The following is a 19,774-nucleotide window of genomic DNA, read 5'->3' as shown; positions in this document are numbered from 1 at the left end:
GTGATAAAGAAGTTTCGTTCGACTTGCATGTATTAGGCACGCCGCCAGCGTTCATCCTGAGCCAGGATCAAACTCTCAATTTAAAGTTTGTGACTCTTTATTTTTACTAGCGAATTGACTTCGCAAAATGTTTATTGCTCTTATCACTTAGATAAGAGACCCTACACATTTGCTTATCGAAACTTTGTTCAGTTTTCAAAGATCTACTACCGATCGATAATCAATAACTTATCGATCACAACTACTATATTGTAGCAAAATCATTTTTATCTGTCAACCACTTTTTTGAATTTATTTTGAATAAAAATTCAAAATTTTCAATCAAGCGACGACTTTTATATCTTATCAAAAACAACTTTTGATGTCAACAGATAAATTTAATTTTTTTATTTCACTCAAGCAGATCAGTTATCCGCTCAAGCAACGATATTAACTATACAGGTATTTCAAGCGAGCGTCAATACTTTTTGTAAAAAAAATCAATATTTTTTTACAACCGAATTTTTATAATCTTTAATGCAAAAATATACGCATTGCAACTGCAATTAAAAAGACGATCTAAAACAGCAGATCGTCTTTTTCTATAACTTATTTATTATCCTTTTTGAATAGTTGTTTCAAATTGCGCCGTAAAACTTGGAAAAAAGTCAACGAGCGGACCATGTTCTGGGGAGCAACGTACTTTTGCATCGCTCTTAATAACTTCTTTGAATCTTTAGCTGCAAATGAAAAAGTCCCATCTTTTTTGGTTTTGATCGCAAATCGGGGGATAAAACGACCCCTAAACATAACTGAGGCGATCACCTTATCGACCTCATCCCAAGGTATTTGGATATATTTGTTCACGTCTCGTTCATTAAAGAATTCAAACCCCTTATTTCCGATCATAATCTTTCCATAATCAGTCAATCCCATATAGGAAGTACCGGCCATCACTAGATCGACTTTAGAATTAATTGATTGCACCATTTACATTTCCCTCGATTACTTATCAAATTTAGTCTCAGTATAGCACAAAACGGCCTCATTTCATTTACATGAAACAAGACCGTCTTAGCAGTCGCTTAAAGTAAACCGACCACGTGGCCTAAAATACCTACGATAAAGATCGCAATGATAATGATAATTGGAGAAACTTTCTTCTTCAAAAGCCACATACATAAGAATGTCAACAAGAGTGCTGCCAATCCTGGGATCAATGAATTCAAGTTGTCTTGTAGTGTCGTTACCTTTTCAGATGTCAAGGATAGACCTTTACCATTGTTATATTGGATCAAAGCTTCCTTGATACCCTCTGCACCCTTAGGCAACTTGTCCCATTGGATATAGGCACCGTCTTGCAGTTTGACCGTCGAAACTGTTGGCTTGAAGGTAATATTTACCCACCGTTCGATCAAACCACCTAAGACGAACATACCCATAATAGAAGCTAAACTTGTAACATATTGCAACATACCACCAGACATATCGTCTGTGATCTTAGAACCAGCCTTGTAGCCAAATTCTTGTGTATACCACATAAATGCCCAACGAATGATGTTCCAAGCTACAAAGAAGATGATCGGTCCTAAGATGTTACCACCTAAAGCAAGGGAAGCACCCAAAGCACCTAACATCGGACGTAAAGTAAACCAAAAGACTGGGTCACCAACACCAGCTAAAGGTCCCATCATACCAACTTTCACACCTTGGATCGCTGCATCATCAACTTCGGTCCCGTTAGCGCGGTCTTCTTCCAAAGCAAGTGTTACCCCTAAAATAGGTGAAGCAACATATGGGTGTGTATTAAAGAATTCCAAGTGACGCTTCAATGCGGCAGCACGGTCTTCTTTAGTTTTATATAATTTCTTGATAGCTGGGATCATTGAGAAGCACCAACCACCATTTTGCATACGTTCGTAGTTCCAAGAACCTTGAAGGAAAGTCGAACGCCATGCAACAGCTAAACGATCTTTTTTACTTAATTTAACTCTGCTTTCAGCCATGGTATCTTTCCTCCTATTCGTAATCATTTAAAATATCGCCAAGTGGGTCACCTGTATTACTTGAACCGCCGTTATTACCACCGTTACCAGCGTTCTTCTTAAGTTCAAGATAGATAAGACCAAAGGATACACCTAAAGCACCTAAAGCGATCAATGTTAGATCAGAAACAGCAGCGATCACAAAACCGATCGCAAAGAATGGCCAAACTTCGCGTGTTGCCATCATGTTGATAACCATTGCATAACCAACGGCAACGACCATCCCACCACCGATCGTCATACCTTCATTCAACCAAGCAGGCATTGATTCCAAGAACCCACGCACTGCAGATGAAGGAATAACTAACAAAGCAGCAGCAGGAATAGCGATACGAAGACCTTGCATAACTATCCCGATGATCTGCCACATTTCGATCTTACGGAAATTGCCTTCTTCAGCAGCAGCATCCATGAAGTGCACGATCGGAACAGCGATCGTACGTGCTAACATTGTTAAGAACAAACCAGCAACAGCTAATGGGATAGCGATCGCGATCGCAGGACCCACACCTTTAACACCTTGGCCACCTTGGACCAAAATAATAGCTGAGGCAACAGCGGCTAAAGCAGCATCAGGTGCAACCGCAGCCCCGATATTAGCCCAACCTAAAGCGATCATTTGTAATGAACCGCCTAAAATAATTCCGGCTTCTAAATTACCGGTCACTAAACCGATCAAAGTACATGCTACCAATGGTTGGTGGAATTGGAATTCATCCAAGATACCACCCATACCAGCAAGAAAGGCAACAAGAACTACTAAAATCATTGATATAGCAGACATGTTATAATCCTCCTAATTCGTATTGTATTTCCAAGTTATCTACATCTTCAATTCTTGACGTGCTTTGTCTAAGATCGAATCCATGTTTTCTGGTGAATCACTTGGAACTTTGCGGACGTCAAATTTAACGCCGTCTTTCTTCAATTTTTCGAATGTTTCAACGTCATCTTTATCCAAAGACAAAACTTTGTTAACGGCAACTTTGCCGACTGAGTGTGCCATCGAACCAACATTTAAGGTATCGATGTCAACACCACCTTCGATCGCTCTGAGCGCATCTTGTGGAGTTTCAAACAAGATCAATGCCTTTGTATCGCCAAAACGAGGATCTTTTGCTACTTCGATCATCTTTTCGATCGGCACAACATTTGCATGTACTCCAGGAGGAGCTGCCTCAATGATCATGTTCTTACGCAATTTATCATGCGCAACGTTGTCAGAAACAACGATGATCCGATCAGGGTTTGTCGACTTAGTCCATGACGTTGCAACTTGTCCGTGCAATAGACGTGAATCGATCCGTGCTAAAACATATTTGATCTTCCCATCACCTAAAACTGTACCTGGTGGGATCGCCCCTGTAGGTTGAGCCTTAGCTGTGTTATCAGCACTAGCTTCTTTTTTAGGTTCAAGAGATTCTGGTTTTACTCTGACACCATCTTTGCCCGCATTGACTAAATGAGCTGCGATCTCTTGAGCTTTTTCCATGGAGAATCGAGATGCATAAGCTTCGATCACCATTGGCAAGTTCATCCCAGCCACGATCGCCCATTTGTCTTTGTGTTGTTCAACCAAATTATTAGCTTGGTTGAAAGGTGTACCGCCCCAAAGATCGACTAAGAATAATACTTCTTCTGGGTCATCAAATGATTTGATGGCTTCTTCCATCTTAGCTCTGATATCATCAGGACCTTCGCTTGGCATTAAGGTAACATGAGCTACATTTTCTTGTTGGCCAAAGATCATTTCACCAGATTGGAAAATGCCGTCTGCAAAACTACCATGACTTGCTAAAATAATACCAACCATTATTACGCCTCCTATAATATTTTCAAAACTTAACTCAAAACATTTACTAATTATGATCTATCTCATCTTTGATCAGACCTTTGTCACAAAGTAACTTCCACAGATCACGTTTAGGATCACTTGAAACTTTGCGATAATCAAGCTCGATCCCACGTCGTCTGATCCAAGCTAATGCTAAAACATCTTGCTCATTGACGGCGATCGTTTCGGTGATCATCTTGCGTGTCACATCAAAACTAAGTGAACCCAGATTGACGCTTGTTGTATCCAACCCACCAGCGATCAAACGCATCGCATCTAACGGAGTCTCGACAAGCACCAAAACTTTATAATGATCAAAGCGCTCGTCTCTACACAATCGTAACATCTTAGAAACGGTAAGTACGTGAACTTTGATCCCTGGTGGCGCTACTTGCATCAAAAGCGTCTTTCTGATATTATCGCCAGCCGCTTGATCACAAACCACCAAGATCCGCTCGATCCCAGTATTTTTAGCCCAATCTGTTGCGACCTGTCCATGGAGCAAACGCGAATCGATCCGCAATAACTTTACATCCATGGCATCATCCCTAGATCCTTGACTGAACCGATACCTTGACGACCAACACTTATCAGTTTCTCGACTAATTCGCCTAAACTGAGCTCTTCAGTCCGCAAAGTGCAAGCCTCCAAAAGCATCGCCAAATTGACTCCGCCGACTGCCGCAAAGCGTTTTGGATCACGTTCAACGAAGCTTCGCGTTGCTGATAAAGGATTGCCACCATAGAGGTCACATAAAAACAAGACACGATCAGTTGTAGCAAATTGCTGTAAGCTAGTTTCATATTTATCTTCCAAAGTAGCTAAGTCTTCCGCTGGCTCAAAGGTCACCGCAATGACTTTTTCTTGTCGCCCTAAAATTAAATAAGAAGATCTGATAAGTTCTTGCGCTAGATCGCCATGACTGGCAACGATCAAACCTAACATCTACTCATCTCCTTCGAAAAATAATTCCTTACACCTTATATATAGCAAATACCGTGCCAACTTTTGTGTATCACGCTAGAACCCCTAATAAATAAAGCAAAAAAATTTCATATAAAAATAGTGATACACTTTGTTTTGTGTATCACTATTTTGTGTATTAGCTTTCGACCATTTCTGTATCGACTAATTTGGCAATATAATACGCTTCAGCTGGTGGAAATTTTAAATTAAGTTTAGCTTCTAAGTATTCATCTGCTAATTTCAGTGTCTTTGGCCAGTCACTTTGTTCAAATTCAATAGCTTGTTCGTCGCTCAACGTTACCGGAGACGATAATAAGACCCGCTCGATCGCACCTCCAAGATGCATGATCAAAGCCAAGCGTCTAGTATCCGTTAATTTTAGGTGTCGTTCTTTAGCTAACAGATCACAGTACTGCCAAAGTACACCGATAACTTTTTTAGGATTGATAAATGTATAATATTGTTCCAAATAATTAGCCGCAGCCACTTGATCGACTTTAGGTGCCGGCGTTTTAGATTCAACATACCAGGTCTGACTATTTTCTAAATGCTCGATCAATTGGCGTTTACCACGGTCACCTTGAAAGAGCTCTTCTAATGAGATATACGGTACCCCTAGGTTAGGGTCAGCGATCCCAGTCGTGGCGATGATGCGATACTCTTTATTTAATTCACTTATCTTATCGTTCATCCCGACGACTGACATCGTTAAGACCGAAACATCGTCGATAAGTTGATCAGCCAAGATCTCATCCAGCATTTGTTTGATCTTTTCAGCCGTCCCTTTACCTGTCGAACACAGCGCCAAGATCGCTCGTTGCCTAACATCTTCTAGCTTACCTTGCGTAGGCTCTTCTTTACGAGAATACCCGTTAAATTCATTTAACTCGTGATAGACCAACTCAAGATCACTATCGATCAAAGCTGTTTTTCTAGCAGCCTCTAAGACCATGGCGGTAGTCACCATATCGATCGTTTTGACCTTGATATCAGTCTCTTCTGTGATCTTGGCACTAAACGTACTGAGCGAGCCCATGTCGACTAATAACAAGACTCCATTGCCACGATCGACTTGTTTGACCTTAGCGATGATCTCATTTAATGCCACAGTCGGACTCATCTCAAGCGACATATCAAACGCTGCTAAATTATCGACATTCAACAACTCTGTTACTACCTGGACCATCGAAGAAGCTGTATGATTACCATGCGCCGCAACGACGACCCCGACTTTTCCATGTTTAGGCACAGAATTCAACGAGATCAAAAGCACGGCTAGATAGTACACTTCTGAGGCTGGTACGATAAAATCATAGTGGTCTTCTAACATTGCTTTGATCTTCTCAGCTAGCTTTAGGTCAGCCGGATAGTCTTTGACCATTGCCACCAGATCATCTGAGACTTCACGCATCGGACGCCCCGATTGGACACGTTTGATAAATGAACTCAGATGTAGACTCATCGCATAGATAAAGTTTTCACCGACATGATAGCCACAATCTTTTTTTAGCATCTGCATGATATCTTTAGTCAACTGCAGTGTATCTTGATCGACTAATTCATTTAAGTTCTTTTCGGTCCGCAATATCTTATTATCGCGGTAAAATGACTTCAAGTGGACATTGATATCTGTCATGATGAAGTTATTGATCGCACCTTGTTCTAGGCCCTCTTCCTTTAACAACGCAGCTTTATTGCCGATGATCTCATAGAGATTATAAGGTAGCTCATAACGATCACTTTCATTGATGCTTTCCGCTGCTCCATCGGGTTGGATCAATAAGACTGGCTCCAATAACTGCGATAATTTGCCTAAGCGAACACGATCACTTGCCAAATGTGACATCCCATCCTTGATGTTTTGGGGAAGCTGCTCAAATTTTAGATTGATCTGCTCGGCTTGATCGACACTGTTCAAAAATCCCTGTGCACAGACTAGCTGGATATTTGATTTCAATTGACCCACATTACCAAATGTGACACTACCTAACAAAGCTTTCACAACATCTTCGGTCACTGTGATATTTTTTTGTGTTCGGTTAGCTTCTAATGTCAACAAACGCTTCAAGAGCGCAAGTTGCTCTCTCACACTGCGCGCTTCAAATTGGGGCATCTGGATCGTGATCGGGATCCGTCGCACAAAGGTCTTTAGTAGCGAACTTTCAGGATCTTCCGTCGTAGCACAGATCAAACGAACATCAGCGTGGTGGACCTTAGTGATCTCACCAAGCTTACTGTATGTCCCGTGATCCATAAAATAAAAGATCATCTCTTGGCCTTCTGGAGGCAAACGATGGACTTCATCTAAAAATAAGATCCCACCGTCGGCCTTTTGGATCAGGCCATCACGATCTTCTTGCGCACCAGTAAATGCCCCTTTGACATATCCAAATAAATGTGACATCAGTAATTGCGGATTATGAGCATAGTCAGCACAGTTGAAAGTCACAAAATTTTTATTTTTGACCATCGCCTGATCGACTGCAAATTGATGCATCGCATTAGCAAAATAGGTCTTCCCTGATCCCGTGGGTCCGGTGATCAAAACATTTAATCCGTGAGGCGGATATAAGATCGCAGCCTTAGCTTGCTCGATCTGTGTCTTTAAGCTATCTTTTTGTCCGATCATTGTATCAAAAATCCTTGAGTTATGCGCTGGTTTAGTAGGATCAGGTCTTTTTGATACAGTTTCTACGATCACTGTATCAGTTTCAGCCGTTAAACTTTGATACTTTACCGGTCGTCCAGCGATTTTGCTCAATTGCCCTGCTCGGACCAACACATTGAGTTCTTTACTGACATTATTGCGCAAGATCCCTAGATCATCAGCGATCTCTTTTGTCGTAACCGCTTTATTTTTAGTTTGGACATAAGTTAAGATCTTCTCTTTTCGTGTCATAAAATCCCATTCCTTTTGATCATTATGCTATTAGTGTATCACTTCTGTATCAACCAAGGCAAAGAATTGCAACTGCTAGCCCTTGAGCTGTTTTTTGGTTAAAATTGAGATAAATCTACTATAAGGATAAGAAGGTCTTGTGATGCCAAATATTACCAGCAAAGAAAAACGTGAGCGCCTACTTTTTATCATCAAAGTATTGCGTCAGCATGAAGTCTTACGTAACTTTTTAAAACAAAAAGATCCTAAAGAAGTTCGACTCGCACTAGAAGAACTAGGTCCTACTTTCATCAAAGCAGGACAATTGCTCTCAACGCGCCCCGATCTGATCTCACCTGCTTTTATCAAAGAATTCCGCAAGCTCCAAGATAATGTCCAGATCGATCCTTTTACCACTGTCAAAAAAACACTTGAAACTGAATATAACTGTCCGTTGACCGATATTTTTCTTCAATTTGATGAACGACCTTTCGCATCTGGTTCGATCGGGCAAACACACCATGCTTTACTTCACGATCACACTCCTGTCGTCGTCAAAGTCCAACACCCTAATGTTTCTGAACTAGTCGAAACTGACCTTTCGTTATTCAAAGAAGCTTTACGGATCTTAAAATTCGTCCCTGATCTCAGTGTGATCGATCCTAAGGAGATCTTTACTGAGATCCAAACATCCCTTTTAACTGAGATCGACACTCAGATAGAGATCAAAAATGGGATCGAATTTTACCGTCTAAACAACAACGACGGGATCATCCGTGTACCTAAAGTTTACCCTAAATACTCCGCTAGTAAGATCTTGGTCGATCAGGCTATGCCTGGGCAAAGTATCAAAAAACTAACAGCCACTAAAGCTACCAAAGCGGATAAACCGTTACGTACGATCTTAGCTAAAACTTTAGTCAAGAATTTCATCAAGCAAGTCTTTATCGATAATTATTTCCATGCTGATCCTCATCCGGGAAATATATTATTTTACCAACTTCAGCCTACTGATCCTGAATACAACGAACTCCAGCCTACACACCAGTTCAAAAAGCAACTCAAAAATACAAGTATTGAAGCTACTTCTGCCACGATATTACCACCATATCGCTTGGTCTACTTGGATTTTGGAATGATGGGCCATTTGACCAAAAATCTCGCAGATGGGATCGCCCAGATCGTTATTGCCTTAAACACTAAAGATACACGCCAGATCGGTAAAGCCGTGCTGGCTGTTTGTAATCGTACTGGCCCCGTCGATGAAGAAGATTTCTATAATGAACTCGGTGTCTTTTTGACCCCATACCTCAATTTAGGGCTGGGCCAGATCGACCTTGCGAGTTTATTGTTTAGTATCGTAAATCTCTGTCGCCAAAATAACTTGCAATTAAAATCAGAAGTAACTTTATTGATCAAAGCCTTTGCTTCTTTAGAAAGCATCGTCGCTATCCTAGATCCCGAATTATCCTTAATGGAAGTCGCTCGTCCATTTGCCCGTGAGTATTTCAAAAAACAGTTCAACGTCAAAAAGAGTTTGGAAGAGTTAGGCTTTGAACTCTACCAAGCTTCAAAAGTAGCCCCAAAGATCCCACTTAAGTTTGAACAACTCCTTGATGTTTTGACGCAAGGACAAGGAAAGATCGCTTTTAAACTCAAAGATCAAGACAAATTACTAGATCGACTCGAAAAAATCGTCAACCGCGTGATCTTGGCTATTATTTTAGCCGCTTTGATCATGAGTTCCTCGCTCTTAGTCCAAGGAAGTGCTACCCATCCCGCCATTTATAATATTGGGGTCTTAGGTTATCTCCTATCAGCGATCGTTGTCATCATTTTGATCATCAGTGAATTACATCGACATTTCAAAAAATAGACTACAAAAAACAGGCTTAGGTACAGCACCCAAGCCTGTTTTTTATCATTGTTATTGGATCTCGATCTTATTAGCAGTCGCAACAGCGCCCTTTTCCTTAGGAAGGGTCACTGTTAAGACACCATCTTCATATTTAGCGGTGATCTTATTACGCTCAACATCAGGGAAGCGGTATTGCCGAGTTACCCGACCATATGAACGCTCGCTAGCTAGCAAATTGCCGTCAGCATCGCTTTGGTCACTAAAGCTATCCCGCTTAGCTGTAACTGTCAAAATATCATTGTGATAATCTAATTGCATATCTTTCTTATCGACCCCAGGTAGATCGATCAACAACCGATAACTCTTGGGGGTCTCCTCCACGTCAGAACGCATCTTTAGCTCTGAGTCGTCAAAGTTGAAAAATGAACGTCCTAAATTATTGAAAAACGCATCGCTACCATCCACTAAATCAGAGAAACGATTCGATAATTCATGTGCCATAAATAAGACTTCCTTTCATTTCTTCACCTCCATTGTAGTTCCTTTATTTTAGAATGCAAGAATTTAACTTTTAAGATTTTGCAAAACACACTTCACTTACAAAAAGTACGTGTTATAATTTAGATATAAACTAACGAAAAGAGGAATTTACGATGACAAATCCAGTAAATCAAAATCTCAAACAACGCCGCTCGATCTATGCATTGGGGAAAAACGTATCCCAAGCACCGGCTCAGATCAGCGAAACGATCAAAGAAGCGATCCGCCAATCACCAACTGCTTTCAACTCACAAACGGTCCGTGCTGTTATCACTTTTGGTGAAAATTCCGATCGTGTTTGGGATATCGTTGAAGCTGAACTAAAAAAAGTTACCCCAGCTGAGCGCTTTTCTGCGACCCAAGAAAAGATCGCTTCATTTAGAGCTGGTTTTGGTACGATCTTATACTTCACCGAAACACAAACCGTGCACAAATTAGAAGCTGATTTCCCACTCTACGCTGCCAACTTCGCTAATTGGGCTGAACAAGGCCTTGGGGGCGCCCAACAAGCAGTTTGGACCGCATTAGCTGCTGAAAATATCGGAGCTTCTTTGCAACACTATAATCCGTTGATCGATGAAAAGATCAAAGAAGCCTTTGATATCCCTGAAAGTTGGGAATTACGAGCTCAAATGCCATTTGGTTCGATCGAAGCACCTGCTGGCAAAAAAGAATTTTTACCCGATGATGTCGCCTTCAAGATCTTCGAATAATTCATTTACAAAAACATTAAACTGGTTTTAAGGTGTTATGTATATCCTAACCTTTTTACACTAGTTTACATTAAAAATAAGGTTCTCAACACCACACTGATCGGTGTTGAGAACCTATTCTGTATATACTAAAAATTGATATAACTAATGTACAGTATGTTTGAATTTAGGTCAAAGCTACACCGGCCCAAATGGCTCCTCCAACTAGAGCGCCAGTAGCAGCGCCACCAATGAACCAGCCATTCCAGCTACAACGCCGATACAGAAACCTTCAATAAAATCTCTGCCATCGCCATTCAGTTCCAGAGCTTCGAGTTTTTCAAAAACTAAATTATTTTTTCCCTTTCTGCAATCCACTTTTCTTTCCATATTTTTTATCATTACTTAATTGTTGAAGACATAGCATATTTACAAATGCTACGGTAATAATAACAACAATAAGAAGTGTTGAAATTAATGGTCTACTTTCTGAAAGTACAATTGCAAGTGTCCCTAGTAAAGTGATAGTCAAAAAAGCACTCTGCAATTTTCTTACATTACTATTGAAATTTTTCACAAACATCCCCCTCATTTATTTAATATATCTTTCGATGAACCACCCATTAAAATTTTTAGAATGGCCATTTCAATGCGAGACTGTTGAAGTATCTCATCTTCAAGTACAAAAATATTGATCATATTTCTTCCCTTTTTCTTTTCTAATATACTTTACCACTACATATCACAAGCATTAAAGATTATAAAATGACGGCTTTATTCTATCACAATTACAATCCAAAAGTAAATTATCTCACCCAAAATTAATCTTTAAAAATAATAATGGGATCTCACCAGCAAGGCAAATACGCCTTATGGTAAGATCCCATTATTTTATGCGAAACACTCTAAAAAACGGTGTCTCTTTCCCTGTAATACTCATGGCATACGCACTGTGTTATAACATAACAGTCACTGCAGCTGCACCTAGGATCAAAACTAGGCCACATACCGTAATTACCATTTCTTTTGAAGTCTTCTTTTGACCTAAGAACCAAATACCCGTCAAAGTTGCTAGCACAACTGATGTTTGCGACAAAATAAAGCCAGTTGCTAGACCATTCATATCCGGTTGGGCCGAGATCAAATATGTCAATGCTGCAAAGGCAAAGAAGAAACCAGAAAAGATCTGCTTGTAAGAAACAGCCTCAACAAATGGCGATCTTGTCTTACCCTTGACTGTCATCATGATCGCATAGACCACCGCCGCTAAAACCATCCCGATCGCTTGCGGTAAGAACGCATGCATCCCATCGATCTTAGCTTGTTGTGGTGCAGCAGAATATAGCCAATAACCAATTTCACCAACTGCTAACAAAGCCACAGCCTTGGTCAAAGCGCTCTTGTTTTCGGGCGTCTTTTTTTCACTCCAGACTGTCATCCATGCACCTAAAATGATAACTGCAAGTGCGATAAAACCGATCAACTTAGCCGTTGCTGTTGGCCAATCACCTAAGTAAAATACGCCCCAAAGTGAAGCACCCAATAATTGAAAGGCCGTCGTGATCGGCATTGCTTTTGAAGAGCCGATCAAAGTAAATGAGTAAAACGTGATGATCTGTGCCGTACCCCAACCGATCCCAGAAAGAACTGAGAAAAAGAGCGCTGCACCACTTGGAAGTGCCAAACCTTTGATCATCGCTAATACTAAAGCAAAAATCAAGGTCCCTAAAGTCGAACCTAAGATCTGATTGACTGGTTTACCGCCGATCTTAGATGCGATCGTAGGGTAAAGCCCCCAACCTAATAATGGTCCTAAACCAACTAAAATTGCCGTTGTATTCAATTCAATTTCCCCCCTAACCGTTAAAACGTAACGCCACTCTCTAAAATAATGTTGGAATATGGTGTCATTTCACCGGTACGGATGAAGGCATGACACTTGTGTAAGTCTTGCTTCATTTCAGCATGTGGGATAAAGACGATCTCTGTATTTTTGAAACGCTCTTTGATCGCTTCCAATTGAGCTGGATTTTGCGTCTTGATCTCTTCTGCTAAGTATATCCGTTGAACTTCTAATTCAGTCAACACATTATCTAAAACTTGAAGGAAACTAGGAATACCATTGGAAACTGCTAGATCGATCTTTTCGGTTTCACGTGGCACTGGCATTCCAGCATCACCAATACTCAATGTGTCAAAGTGGCCCATTTGCGAAATTACCCGGGAAATATCTGAATTAATGACTTGTGTCTTTTTCATGATCACGCCTTCTTCTTTTTAATTTAATTCATGCTTATATGGAATTGACGGTTGGGCGCCAAAACGTTGTACAGTCAGTGAGGAAGCTTTATTACCGTATGTGATCGCTTCAACGAGATTGCTAAAGTCAGGTTTTAAAACAGTACTCAAAGCACCGATAAATGTATCGCCGGCTGCTGTTGTATCCACTGCTTTGACTTTAAAGGCAGGAACGATCCCGCTTTGACCGTCCATGCTGTAAAATGAACCCTTGCTACCGATCGTGATCAAGACCACTTTGATCCCTAATGCATGAAGTTTAGCGGCTGCTTTTTGCATGCTTTTCTCATCGACCACTTTGATCCCAGTCAAGATCTCGGTCTCTGTCTCATTAGGTGCGATCACATCTGTCGTCTTGAGCAATTCTTCAGGAACTGTGCGCATCGCAGGCGCTGGATTCAAGATCGTCTTTACGCCAGCTTGATGCGCTATTTCAAAGGCTTTGATCGTACTTGACAAATCACTTTCAAATTGTGCGATCACAAAATCACTTTCTTTGATCAAGTCTGCATGTTCAACTACATGTTCTGGTGTGATCTTGCCATTTGCACCAGCATGGATCATAATACTATTTTCGCCTTTTTCATCCACAACGATATAGGCTTGCCCAGTTGCGACCTTATCCAATTCAGCGATCCCATCTAATTTTATCTCTTCATAACCCAAAAGTTCACGCATCGTCTTGCCGGCATCATCATTACCAACAGCACCGATAAAAGCCGTCTTAGCCCCAGAACGTTTAGCAGCTACAGCTTGATTTGCACCTTTACCGCCACCCGCTGAAAATACTTCGGAGGCATGGATCGTCTCACCTGGTTTAGCCATCTCTTTTACTCTGATCGTTCTGTCTAAATTGATACTTCCGATCACTGTTACTTTATTCATTGTACCCACCTCGTGTCTTTCTAGCAAATTAATTTTGGTAACTTATAACACTTATTAAAACGTTTTAATTACTGCACCTAGAATATAACACACTTTTGAAAGCGTTTCAAATTTTAACTTTGACTGAGCCACGGACCGCTAATTTGACCGGTAAGATCCGCTTGATGTACGGGCTAGTCGGGTCTGCTAGCCGTTTTATCATTAGCTCGGCTGCTTGTTTGCCCAGCTCATAGATCGGTTGGGCAACGGTCGTCAAAGCAGGTGTAACATAGCGACACATCTCAACATCATCGTAACCGACCACACTAAGATCAGCTGGAACACTTTTACCATTTTGTCTCATTCCTAAATAGATCCCAAACGCTAATTCATCACTAAGTGCAAAAACCGCTTCGATATTTTGCTCCAATAACTCAGCAACAACTGCCTGACCCCCACTTTTGGAAAGTTCTGTTTTGATCTGGAGTGCTTGCGGAAATTCAACTAAAAATCCCTGTAGTCGACGCAAGATGTTTACCGTCACCAAATCAGGGACGATAACTGCGACCTTAGTATGGCCCATTTTTTTTAGATACCGTGCAGCTAATAAACCACCATTGAAGTCATCTGTAGCTACCTCATCACTGAATTCGACGCTCGTTTTTTGATCTAACACAATGACCGGACGCTTTTTGACCTGTAAAACTTCTTTTAGTACCTCATCTGAGATCGAAGGGCTAGCAATGATAAAACCATCGACCCCTCTTTGAGCTAGTTCGAGCAAGGCCTTTTCTTCTTTAGCCCCGTTAAAGCCACCATTGCACAACATTGAAATATAACTCGAACGTAACAGCTCTTCTTCGATCCCTTTGACTAAAGTACTGAAAAAAGAGTTAGTTATCTCAGGTACGAGGATCCCGATCGTTTTACTTTGTTTACCGACCATTTGGCGTGCCAAATGATCTGCTTTGTAGCCTAATTCATCTCGAGCTGCTTGAACTTTTTGAACTGTTAATGGATTAAAGTTCATAGCCTTACCATTTAAGATCTGTGAAACTGTTGCGATCGAGACACCAGCGCGTTTAGCAACTTCACGGATCGTCACTTTTTTAGCACACATCTACCCATCCCTCACAAATATAAGTTCGAATACAGGGCACAAAAAAACAGCCCATACTCAGTAAATAATACTCGGAAACATCATCTTGGAGGTTCACCTGTTGCTCCTAAGATATCATCAAGAAACTGAGTACGTGGCTGTTAAATTACTATAAGGAGTAATCGTCCCCACATCCTTTATCTGGTTTTGATCTTGTTCGCTTTCCAGAAGCACTCAACAAGATCCTCTCTACTAATTGCAATTAGTGGCGTTGGCCTAAAGAGACTACAACATTTTTGCTTTTAAACTCAATTTGTTGGTTCCATCACCCTCCAACCTAATTATAGGAACAGTGACTAACATTTTGGACGCCCTAATTGTGGGAATCTTTAGACTCCTCACTTATTTTATAACATAAAACCAAATTTTTAGCAAGCGCTAACATTTATAACTAAATTAACTTTTTTGAATATCATTGACAATTTACCAAAAACATGTTATTCTGAAGTTTCTATTATACGGTGCGATATTTACTGTGGAAGGTAAATATCATTAAAAGAGCTAGGAAATATCTCCTGGCTCTTTTTTTTGCGTATTATGATCGTAGTCGTGCTCCAAAATGCAACTCTGAGGTAAAGTACACCTCAAAGTGGTGATGTTATCATTTGAGCTACCCACATTTTTCCACACTGTAATATAAAAGGCAAGTGCGCCATCACTCGCACTTGCCTGGGTTGAGGATATACATTGTAATATAAAGAGCGAACCCCTACATCACACAATGCATTTTTAAAACTTACTACGTGTAGCATACTTAAAGGAGTATTACTCCTCACTGCACATTATACCCCAGTTTAAACCATGATTAAAAATGATTTGCCTTTTCTAATTCCGATACATTTTTAGCTCCAAAAATAGATCGTTATATTTTTCCAAATACTTAGGTCCTAGATCTTCGTATATCTCCATTTGCTTGATCCGAGCAGCACTTGGATAAAATTCTTTATTGGAAGTGATCGCTTTTGGCAAATATTTCAATGCCACTTTATTTGGAGTGGAATAACCGATGTATTCCGTGTTTTGAGCCGCATTTTTAGGATCTAACATGAAATTGATAAATTCATATGCTCCTTGCTTATTTTTAGCTGTCTTAGGGATCACCAAATTATCAAACCACAAATTAGTCCCACCATTTGGGATCACATAGTGCAAATGACTATTTTTTTCCATCATATCAGCTGCTTCCCCCGAAAAGGTCACCGCTACACTGCTCTCCTCATTGGCCATATATGTCTTGATCTCATCGGAAACGATCGCTTTAGCGTTTGGCGTCAAAGCTTTGAGCTTATTATAGGCTTGATCAAGCTCAGCATCATTTTTGCTGTTGAGCGATCTTTGCATACTAGCCAGACCGATCCCCATAAATTCGCGTGCCCCATCAATGAACATGATCTTGTTTTTCAATTGTGGATCCCAAAGATCGTTCCACGTCTTGAATTGTGAAGCCTGATAGAATTTATCATTATAAATGATCCCTAACGTCCCCCAAAAATACGGTACTGAATACTCATTATGCCGATCAAAGGCAAGATCCATAAACTGCAGATCGATATTTTTTAAATTCGGTAACTTACTGTGATCTAGTTTCAACAAAAGGTGCTCTTTTTTCATCTTCTGGATCATATAGTCACTTGGGACCGTGATATCATACGAAGTCCCACCTTGTTTGATCTTGGTCAACATTGCTTCGTTTGAATCAAACGTCTCATAGTTGACCTTATACCCTGTCTGCTTTTCAAATTTGGTGATCAATTTAGGATCGATGTAATCGCCCCAGTTATAGATATTCAAAACTTTGGCATCTGACATACCAGTCGAGCGTTCGAGCCAAACTGTCCCTAAAAAGAGCAAACCAATGATCAAACAGATCCCGATCAAAAGTGAACGTAATTTTTTCATCGCAAGAGCCTCCTCTTTCTTTTCTTGGAGCGTGGTTGGTTATCCTTACTGATGTAGTAATAACCGACTACCAATACAAGTGCAAATAAAAAGACTAACGTACTTAAGGCATTGATCTCTAAACTGACTCCACGCCGCGCCCGCGAATAGATCTCGACTGATAGTGTGGTAAAACCATTACCTGTCACAAAAAAGGTGACTGCAAAATCATCGAGTGAATAGGTAAATGCCATAAAATACCCTGCGATGATCCCAGGGGAAAGATAAGGCAAGATGATATCTTTTAAGATCTGGCGGTTATTGGCACCAAGATCATAGCCAGCCGTGATCATTGAGTCATTCATCTCTTGAAGTTTAGGCAAGATCATCAAGACTACGATCGGGATACTAAAGCTGACATGCGCCAAAAGTACTGTCCAAAAGCCGAGTGAAAAGCCACTAAAGATCGAACCTAACGTGATAAATAGGATCAAAAAACTAGCCCCGATCGTCACGTCTGGTGAAACGATCAAGATATTATTCAACGATAACAATGTATTGCGGTGACGTCTTTTTCTCAAATAATAGATAAACAACGCCCCAAAAGTACCGATCACAGTAGCGATCAGAGCTGACAAAAACGCCAACAAGAAGGTATTTAGCAAGATGATCACCAACCGTGTATCGGAAAACAACTCACTAAAATGGCGCAATGAAAAACCGGTAAAGTTATTCATCGTATCGCCGGCATTAAAGGAATACCAGACCAAATAAAAGATCGGTAAATATAAAAAGATAAAGACTAAGATCAAATAAAGATCCGCCCATTTAGATCTAGTTTGTTGCATTATTTGCCACCTGCTTTCTTTTCACCGGTAAAGAGCATCACGATCACCATTGCAATGATCAAAACGACCCCGATCGTTGCCCCTTTGCCCCAGTTTTGCGTTACCATGAAATGCTCTTCGATCGCGGTCCCTAATGTGATCACACGATTTCCTCCGATCAAACGAGTCAACATAAAGAGCGAAAGTGATGGGATAAAGACCGCTTGGATCCCACTTTTGACCCCATTTAACGATAGTGGGAAGATCACTTTAAAAAATGTCTGGGTCGAATTGGCTCCAAGATCTTTGCTAGCAGCAATAAATGAAGGCGGCAATTCCTCAAGTGCATTGAAAAGCGGGATGATCATAAAAGGCAACTGGATATAAACTGCCACGATCAAAAAGCTAAAATCGGTGAATAATAATTGCTTAGGCAAGATCCCAAAAAAGCCTAAAAAGCTGTTCAAACCGCCATGGACACCGAAGATCCCGATGAAGGCATAGGCTTTTAATAATAAATTGATCCATGTCGGTAAAATGATCAATAACAGCCACAGGTCTTTATGCTTTAATTTTGTCAAAAAATACGCTGTCGGATAACTGATCAAAAGTGTGATCAAGGTGATCAAAAAAGCATACCAGACCGAATTAAAAGTCATCAATAAATACTTCCCCGAGCCAAAATACTCCGCATAATTAGCTAACGTGAAATGTCCACTTTGATCAAAAAATGAATATCCGATCACCAAAACAACTGGTGCTAAGACAAAAAAGAGCAACCAGAGAAAATATGGGACTGCTAATAAAGTATTATACTTTTTCATATTGTCCCCCTTAATCATCGTAACTTTCTAAACGTGCATCAAATTCTGCTTCTGTTTCATTGAAACGCATGACATGGATATCTTCGGGATCAAAGTACAAGCCGATCTCACTGTCGACCTGGGCTTTTTTGGTCGAATGCACGATCCATTCATTTTCCATCTCATCATGACAAACGATCTCATAATGGACCCCGCGAAATAATTGTGTATCGACTTTGACTTTTAATTTCCCCGCTTTGACCGTGGTCAACTCGAGATCTTCAGGTCGCAAAACGACTTCGACTGGTTCATTTGGACGCATCCCCTCATCCACACATTCAAATTCTTTACCGGCAAATTTCACAAGACAGTCCTGGATCATCACCCCATCGACAATGTTACTTTCCCCGATAAAATCAGCTACATAGTGATTGATCGGTTCATCGTAAATATCGACTGGACTGCCACTTTGCACGATATTTCCGTTATTTAAAACAAAGATCTCATCACTCATCGCCAAAGCTTCTTCTTGGTCGTGGGTCACAAAAATAAAGGTGATACCCAGTCGCTGTTGTAACTCGCGCAATTCATATTGCATGTTTAGTCGCAATTTATGATCTAAAGCTGATAAAGGTTCGTCTAACAATAAGATCTTAGGTTCATTGACGATCGCCCGTGCAATAGCGACCCGTTGCCGTTGCCCACCAGACATCTCACTGATCCCACGCTTTTCATAACCGGCTAACTGTACTAAGCGCAAGGCTTCTTTAACTTTAGTTTCAATTTCTGCTTTCGGTGTCTTTTTGATCTTCAATCCAAAAGCGATATTATCAAAAACATTCATATGCGGGAAGAGCGCATAATCTTGAAAAACGGTATTAACTTGACGCTTGTTTGCAGGAATATCGTTGATCCGCTTTCCTTCAAAGTAAATATCACCTGCAGTCGGTTCTGAAAAACCTGCGATCATCCGTAAGATCGTCGTTTTACCACATCCAGATGGTCCTAAAAGTGTATAGAATTTGCCCTCTTCGATATCAAAGCTGACTTTTTTTAATACCGGAACATCATCGTCATAGCTCTTAACGACATTTTTAAAAGAAATAATTGGTTTCTTCACAATAACCACCCCTTTACCAAAATAGAAACTAAT

At 40.6% G+C, this 19,774-nt stretch carries 19 protein-coding genes and 1 rRNA gene; 2 read left to right on the top strand and 18 right to left on the bottom strand.

Going from position 1 to position 19,774, the window contains the following annotated elements:
- The 8 genes from Q9Q35_RS05005 to Q9Q35_RS04970 form a co-directional block, all read right to left on the bottom strand.
- A 16S ribosomal RNA gene (locus Q9Q35_RS05005) occupies nucleotides 1–83 on the bottom strand; the annotation flags it as partial.
- A 505-nt stretch (nucleotides 84–588) separates the two neighbouring features.
- The gene (locus tag Q9Q35_RS05000) at nucleotides 589–969 is read right to left on the bottom strand and encodes a DUF956 family protein (protein ID WP_304652413.1); all 381 of its coding nucleotides are present in this window, start codon (nucleotides 967–969) and stop codon (nucleotides 589–591) included.
- 95 nt (nucleotides 970–1,064) lie between these two features.
- Nucleotides 1,065–1,985, bottom strand: a complete 921-nt coding sequence (locus Q9Q35_RS04995; RefSeq protein WP_304652412.1) for a PTS system mannose/fructose/sorbose family transporter subunit IID — start codon at nucleotides 1,983–1,985, stop codon at nucleotides 1,065–1,067.
- Between the two features lie 13 nt (nucleotides 1,986–1,998).
- Complete coding sequence (locus Q9Q35_RS04990) at nucleotides 1,999–2,808, bottom strand: PTS mannose/fructose/sorbose transporter subunit IIC (protein ID WP_010689880.1); 810 nt, start codon at nucleotides 2,806–2,808, stop codon at nucleotides 1,999–2,001.
- A 39-nt stretch (nucleotides 2,809–2,847) separates the two neighbouring features.
- Nucleotides 2,848–3,837 carry a mannose/fructose/sorbose PTS transporter subunit IIA gene (locus Q9Q35_RS04985; RefSeq protein ID WP_304652411.1) on the bottom strand — a complete coding sequence of 330 codons (990 nt, stop codon included), beginning with the start codon at nucleotides 3,835–3,837 and terminating at the stop codon, nucleotides 2,848–2,850.
- Between the two features lie 46 nt (nucleotides 3,838–3,883).
- Nucleotides 3,884–4,396: a PTS sugar transporter subunit IIB gene (locus Q9Q35_RS04980; protein WP_304652410.1), complete on the bottom strand. Its 513-nt coding sequence runs from the start codon at nucleotides 4,394–4,396 to the stop codon at nucleotides 3,884–3,886.
- Entirely contained in the window at nucleotides 4,387–4,803 is a 417-nt protein-coding gene (locus tag Q9Q35_RS04975; RefSeq protein WP_304652409.1) for a PTS sugar transporter subunit IIA, read from the bottom strand. The genes Q9Q35_RS04980 and Q9Q35_RS04975 overlap by 10 nt, the downstream gene beginning before the upstream one ends.
- A 157-nt stretch (nucleotides 4,804–4,960) precedes the next feature.
- Nucleotides 4,961–7,723, bottom strand: a complete 2,763-nt coding sequence (locus tag Q9Q35_RS04970) for a sigma-54-dependent transcriptional regulator (protein ID WP_304652408.1) — start codon at nucleotides 7,721–7,723, stop codon at nucleotides 4,961–4,963.
- A gap of 142 nt (nucleotides 7,724–7,865) precedes the next feature.
- On the opposite strand from Q9Q35_RS04970, the gene Q9Q35_RS04965 reads away from it, so the two are divergent.
- A complete protein-coding gene (locus Q9Q35_RS04965; protein ID WP_304652407.1) occupies nucleotides 7,866–9,578 on the top strand; it encodes an AarF/ABC1/UbiB kinase family protein in 1,713 nt (570 codons plus the stop codon).
- A gap of 51 nt (nucleotides 9,579–9,629) precedes the next feature.
- On the opposite strand, the gene Q9Q35_RS04960 is transcribed toward Q9Q35_RS04965, so the two are convergent.
- Complete coding sequence (locus Q9Q35_RS04960; RefSeq protein ID WP_304652406.1) at nucleotides 9,630–10,061, bottom strand: Hsp20/alpha crystallin family protein; 432 nt, start codon at nucleotides 10,059–10,061, stop codon at nucleotides 9,630–9,632.
- Between the two features lie 152 nt (nucleotides 10,062–10,213).
- Between Q9Q35_RS04960 and Q9Q35_RS04955 the strand changes: the two genes are divergently transcribed.
- Nucleotides 10,214–10,813: a nitroreductase family protein gene (locus Q9Q35_RS04955; RefSeq protein ID WP_304652405.1), complete on the top strand. Its 600-nt coding sequence runs from the start codon at nucleotides 10,214–10,216 to the stop codon at nucleotides 10,811–10,813.
- A 204-nt stretch (nucleotides 10,814–11,017) separates the two neighbouring features.
- Here the strand turns inward: Q9Q35_RS04955 and Q9Q35_RS04950 are convergent, their stop codons facing one another.
- The 9 genes from Q9Q35_RS04950 to Q9Q35_RS04910 all read right to left on the bottom strand — a co-directional run bounded on the left by Q9Q35_RS04950 (nucleotide 11,018) and on the right by Q9Q35_RS04910 (nucleotide 19,741).
- Nucleotides 11,018–11,182 carry a hypothetical protein gene (locus Q9Q35_RS04950; RefSeq protein ID WP_304652404.1) on the bottom strand — a complete coding sequence of 55 codons (165 nt, stop codon included), beginning with the start codon at nucleotides 11,180–11,182 and terminating at the stop codon, nucleotides 11,018–11,020.
- Between the two features lie 565 nt (nucleotides 11,183–11,747).
- The gene (gene rbsU, locus Q9Q35_RS04945) at nucleotides 11,748–12,635 is read right to left on the bottom strand and encodes a ribose/proton symporter RbsU (RefSeq protein WP_304652403.1); all 888 of its coding nucleotides are present in this window, start codon (nucleotides 12,633–12,635) and stop codon (nucleotides 11,748–11,750) included.
- Nucleotides 12,636–12,655: 20 nt separating this feature from the next.
- The gene (gene rbsD / locus Q9Q35_RS04940; RefSeq protein WP_304652402.1) at nucleotides 12,656–13,051 is read right to left on the bottom strand and encodes a D-ribose pyranase; all 396 of its coding nucleotides are present in this window, start codon (nucleotides 13,049–13,051) and stop codon (nucleotides 12,656–12,658) included.
- Between the two features lie 18 nt (nucleotides 13,052–13,069).
- A complete protein-coding gene (rbsK, locus tag Q9Q35_RS04935; RefSeq protein WP_304652401.1) occupies nucleotides 13,070–13,975 on the bottom strand; it encodes a ribokinase in 906 nt (301 codons plus the stop codon).
- A 106-nt stretch (nucleotides 13,976–14,081) separates the two neighbouring features.
- Entirely contained in the window at nucleotides 14,082–15,074 is a 993-nt protein-coding gene (gene rbsR / locus Q9Q35_RS04930) for a ribose utilization transcriptional repressor RbsR (RefSeq protein ID WP_304652400.1), read from the bottom strand.
- Between the two features lie 864 nt (nucleotides 15,075–15,938).
- On the bottom strand, nucleotides 15,939–17,012 hold the full coding sequence (locus Q9Q35_RS04925) for a PotD/PotF family extracellular solute-binding protein (protein WP_304652399.1): 1,074 nt from the start codon (nucleotides 17,010–17,012) through the stop codon (nucleotides 15,939–15,941).
- Entirely contained in the window at nucleotides 17,009–17,839 is an 831-nt protein-coding gene (locus Q9Q35_RS04920) for an ABC transporter permease (RefSeq protein WP_304652398.1), read from the bottom strand. The genes Q9Q35_RS04925 and Q9Q35_RS04920 overlap by 4 nt, the downstream gene beginning before the upstream one ends.
- The gene (locus Q9Q35_RS04915; protein WP_304652397.1) at nucleotides 17,839–18,642 is read right to left on the bottom strand and encodes an ABC transporter permease; all 804 of its coding nucleotides are present in this window, start codon (nucleotides 18,640–18,642) and stop codon (nucleotides 17,839–17,841) included. The genes Q9Q35_RS04920 and Q9Q35_RS04915 overlap by 1 nt, the downstream gene beginning before the upstream one ends.
- Nucleotides 18,643–18,652: 10 nt before the next feature.
- Nucleotides 18,653–19,741: an ABC transporter ATP-binding protein gene (locus Q9Q35_RS04910; RefSeq protein WP_304652396.1), complete on the bottom strand. Its 1,089-nt coding sequence runs from the start codon at nucleotides 19,739–19,741 to the stop codon at nucleotides 18,653–18,655.
- Between the last annotated feature and the right edge of the window lie 33 nt (nucleotides 19,742–19,774).

The organism is uncultured Ligilactobacillus sp. (assembly GCF_948826705.1).
Taxonomy (GTDB): domain Bacteria; phylum Bacillota; class Bacilli; order Lactobacillales; family Lactobacillaceae; genus Ligilactobacillus.
Note: the sequence above shows the minus strand (reverse complement) of the source record. Positions and strands in the feature narration are given on the sequence as shown.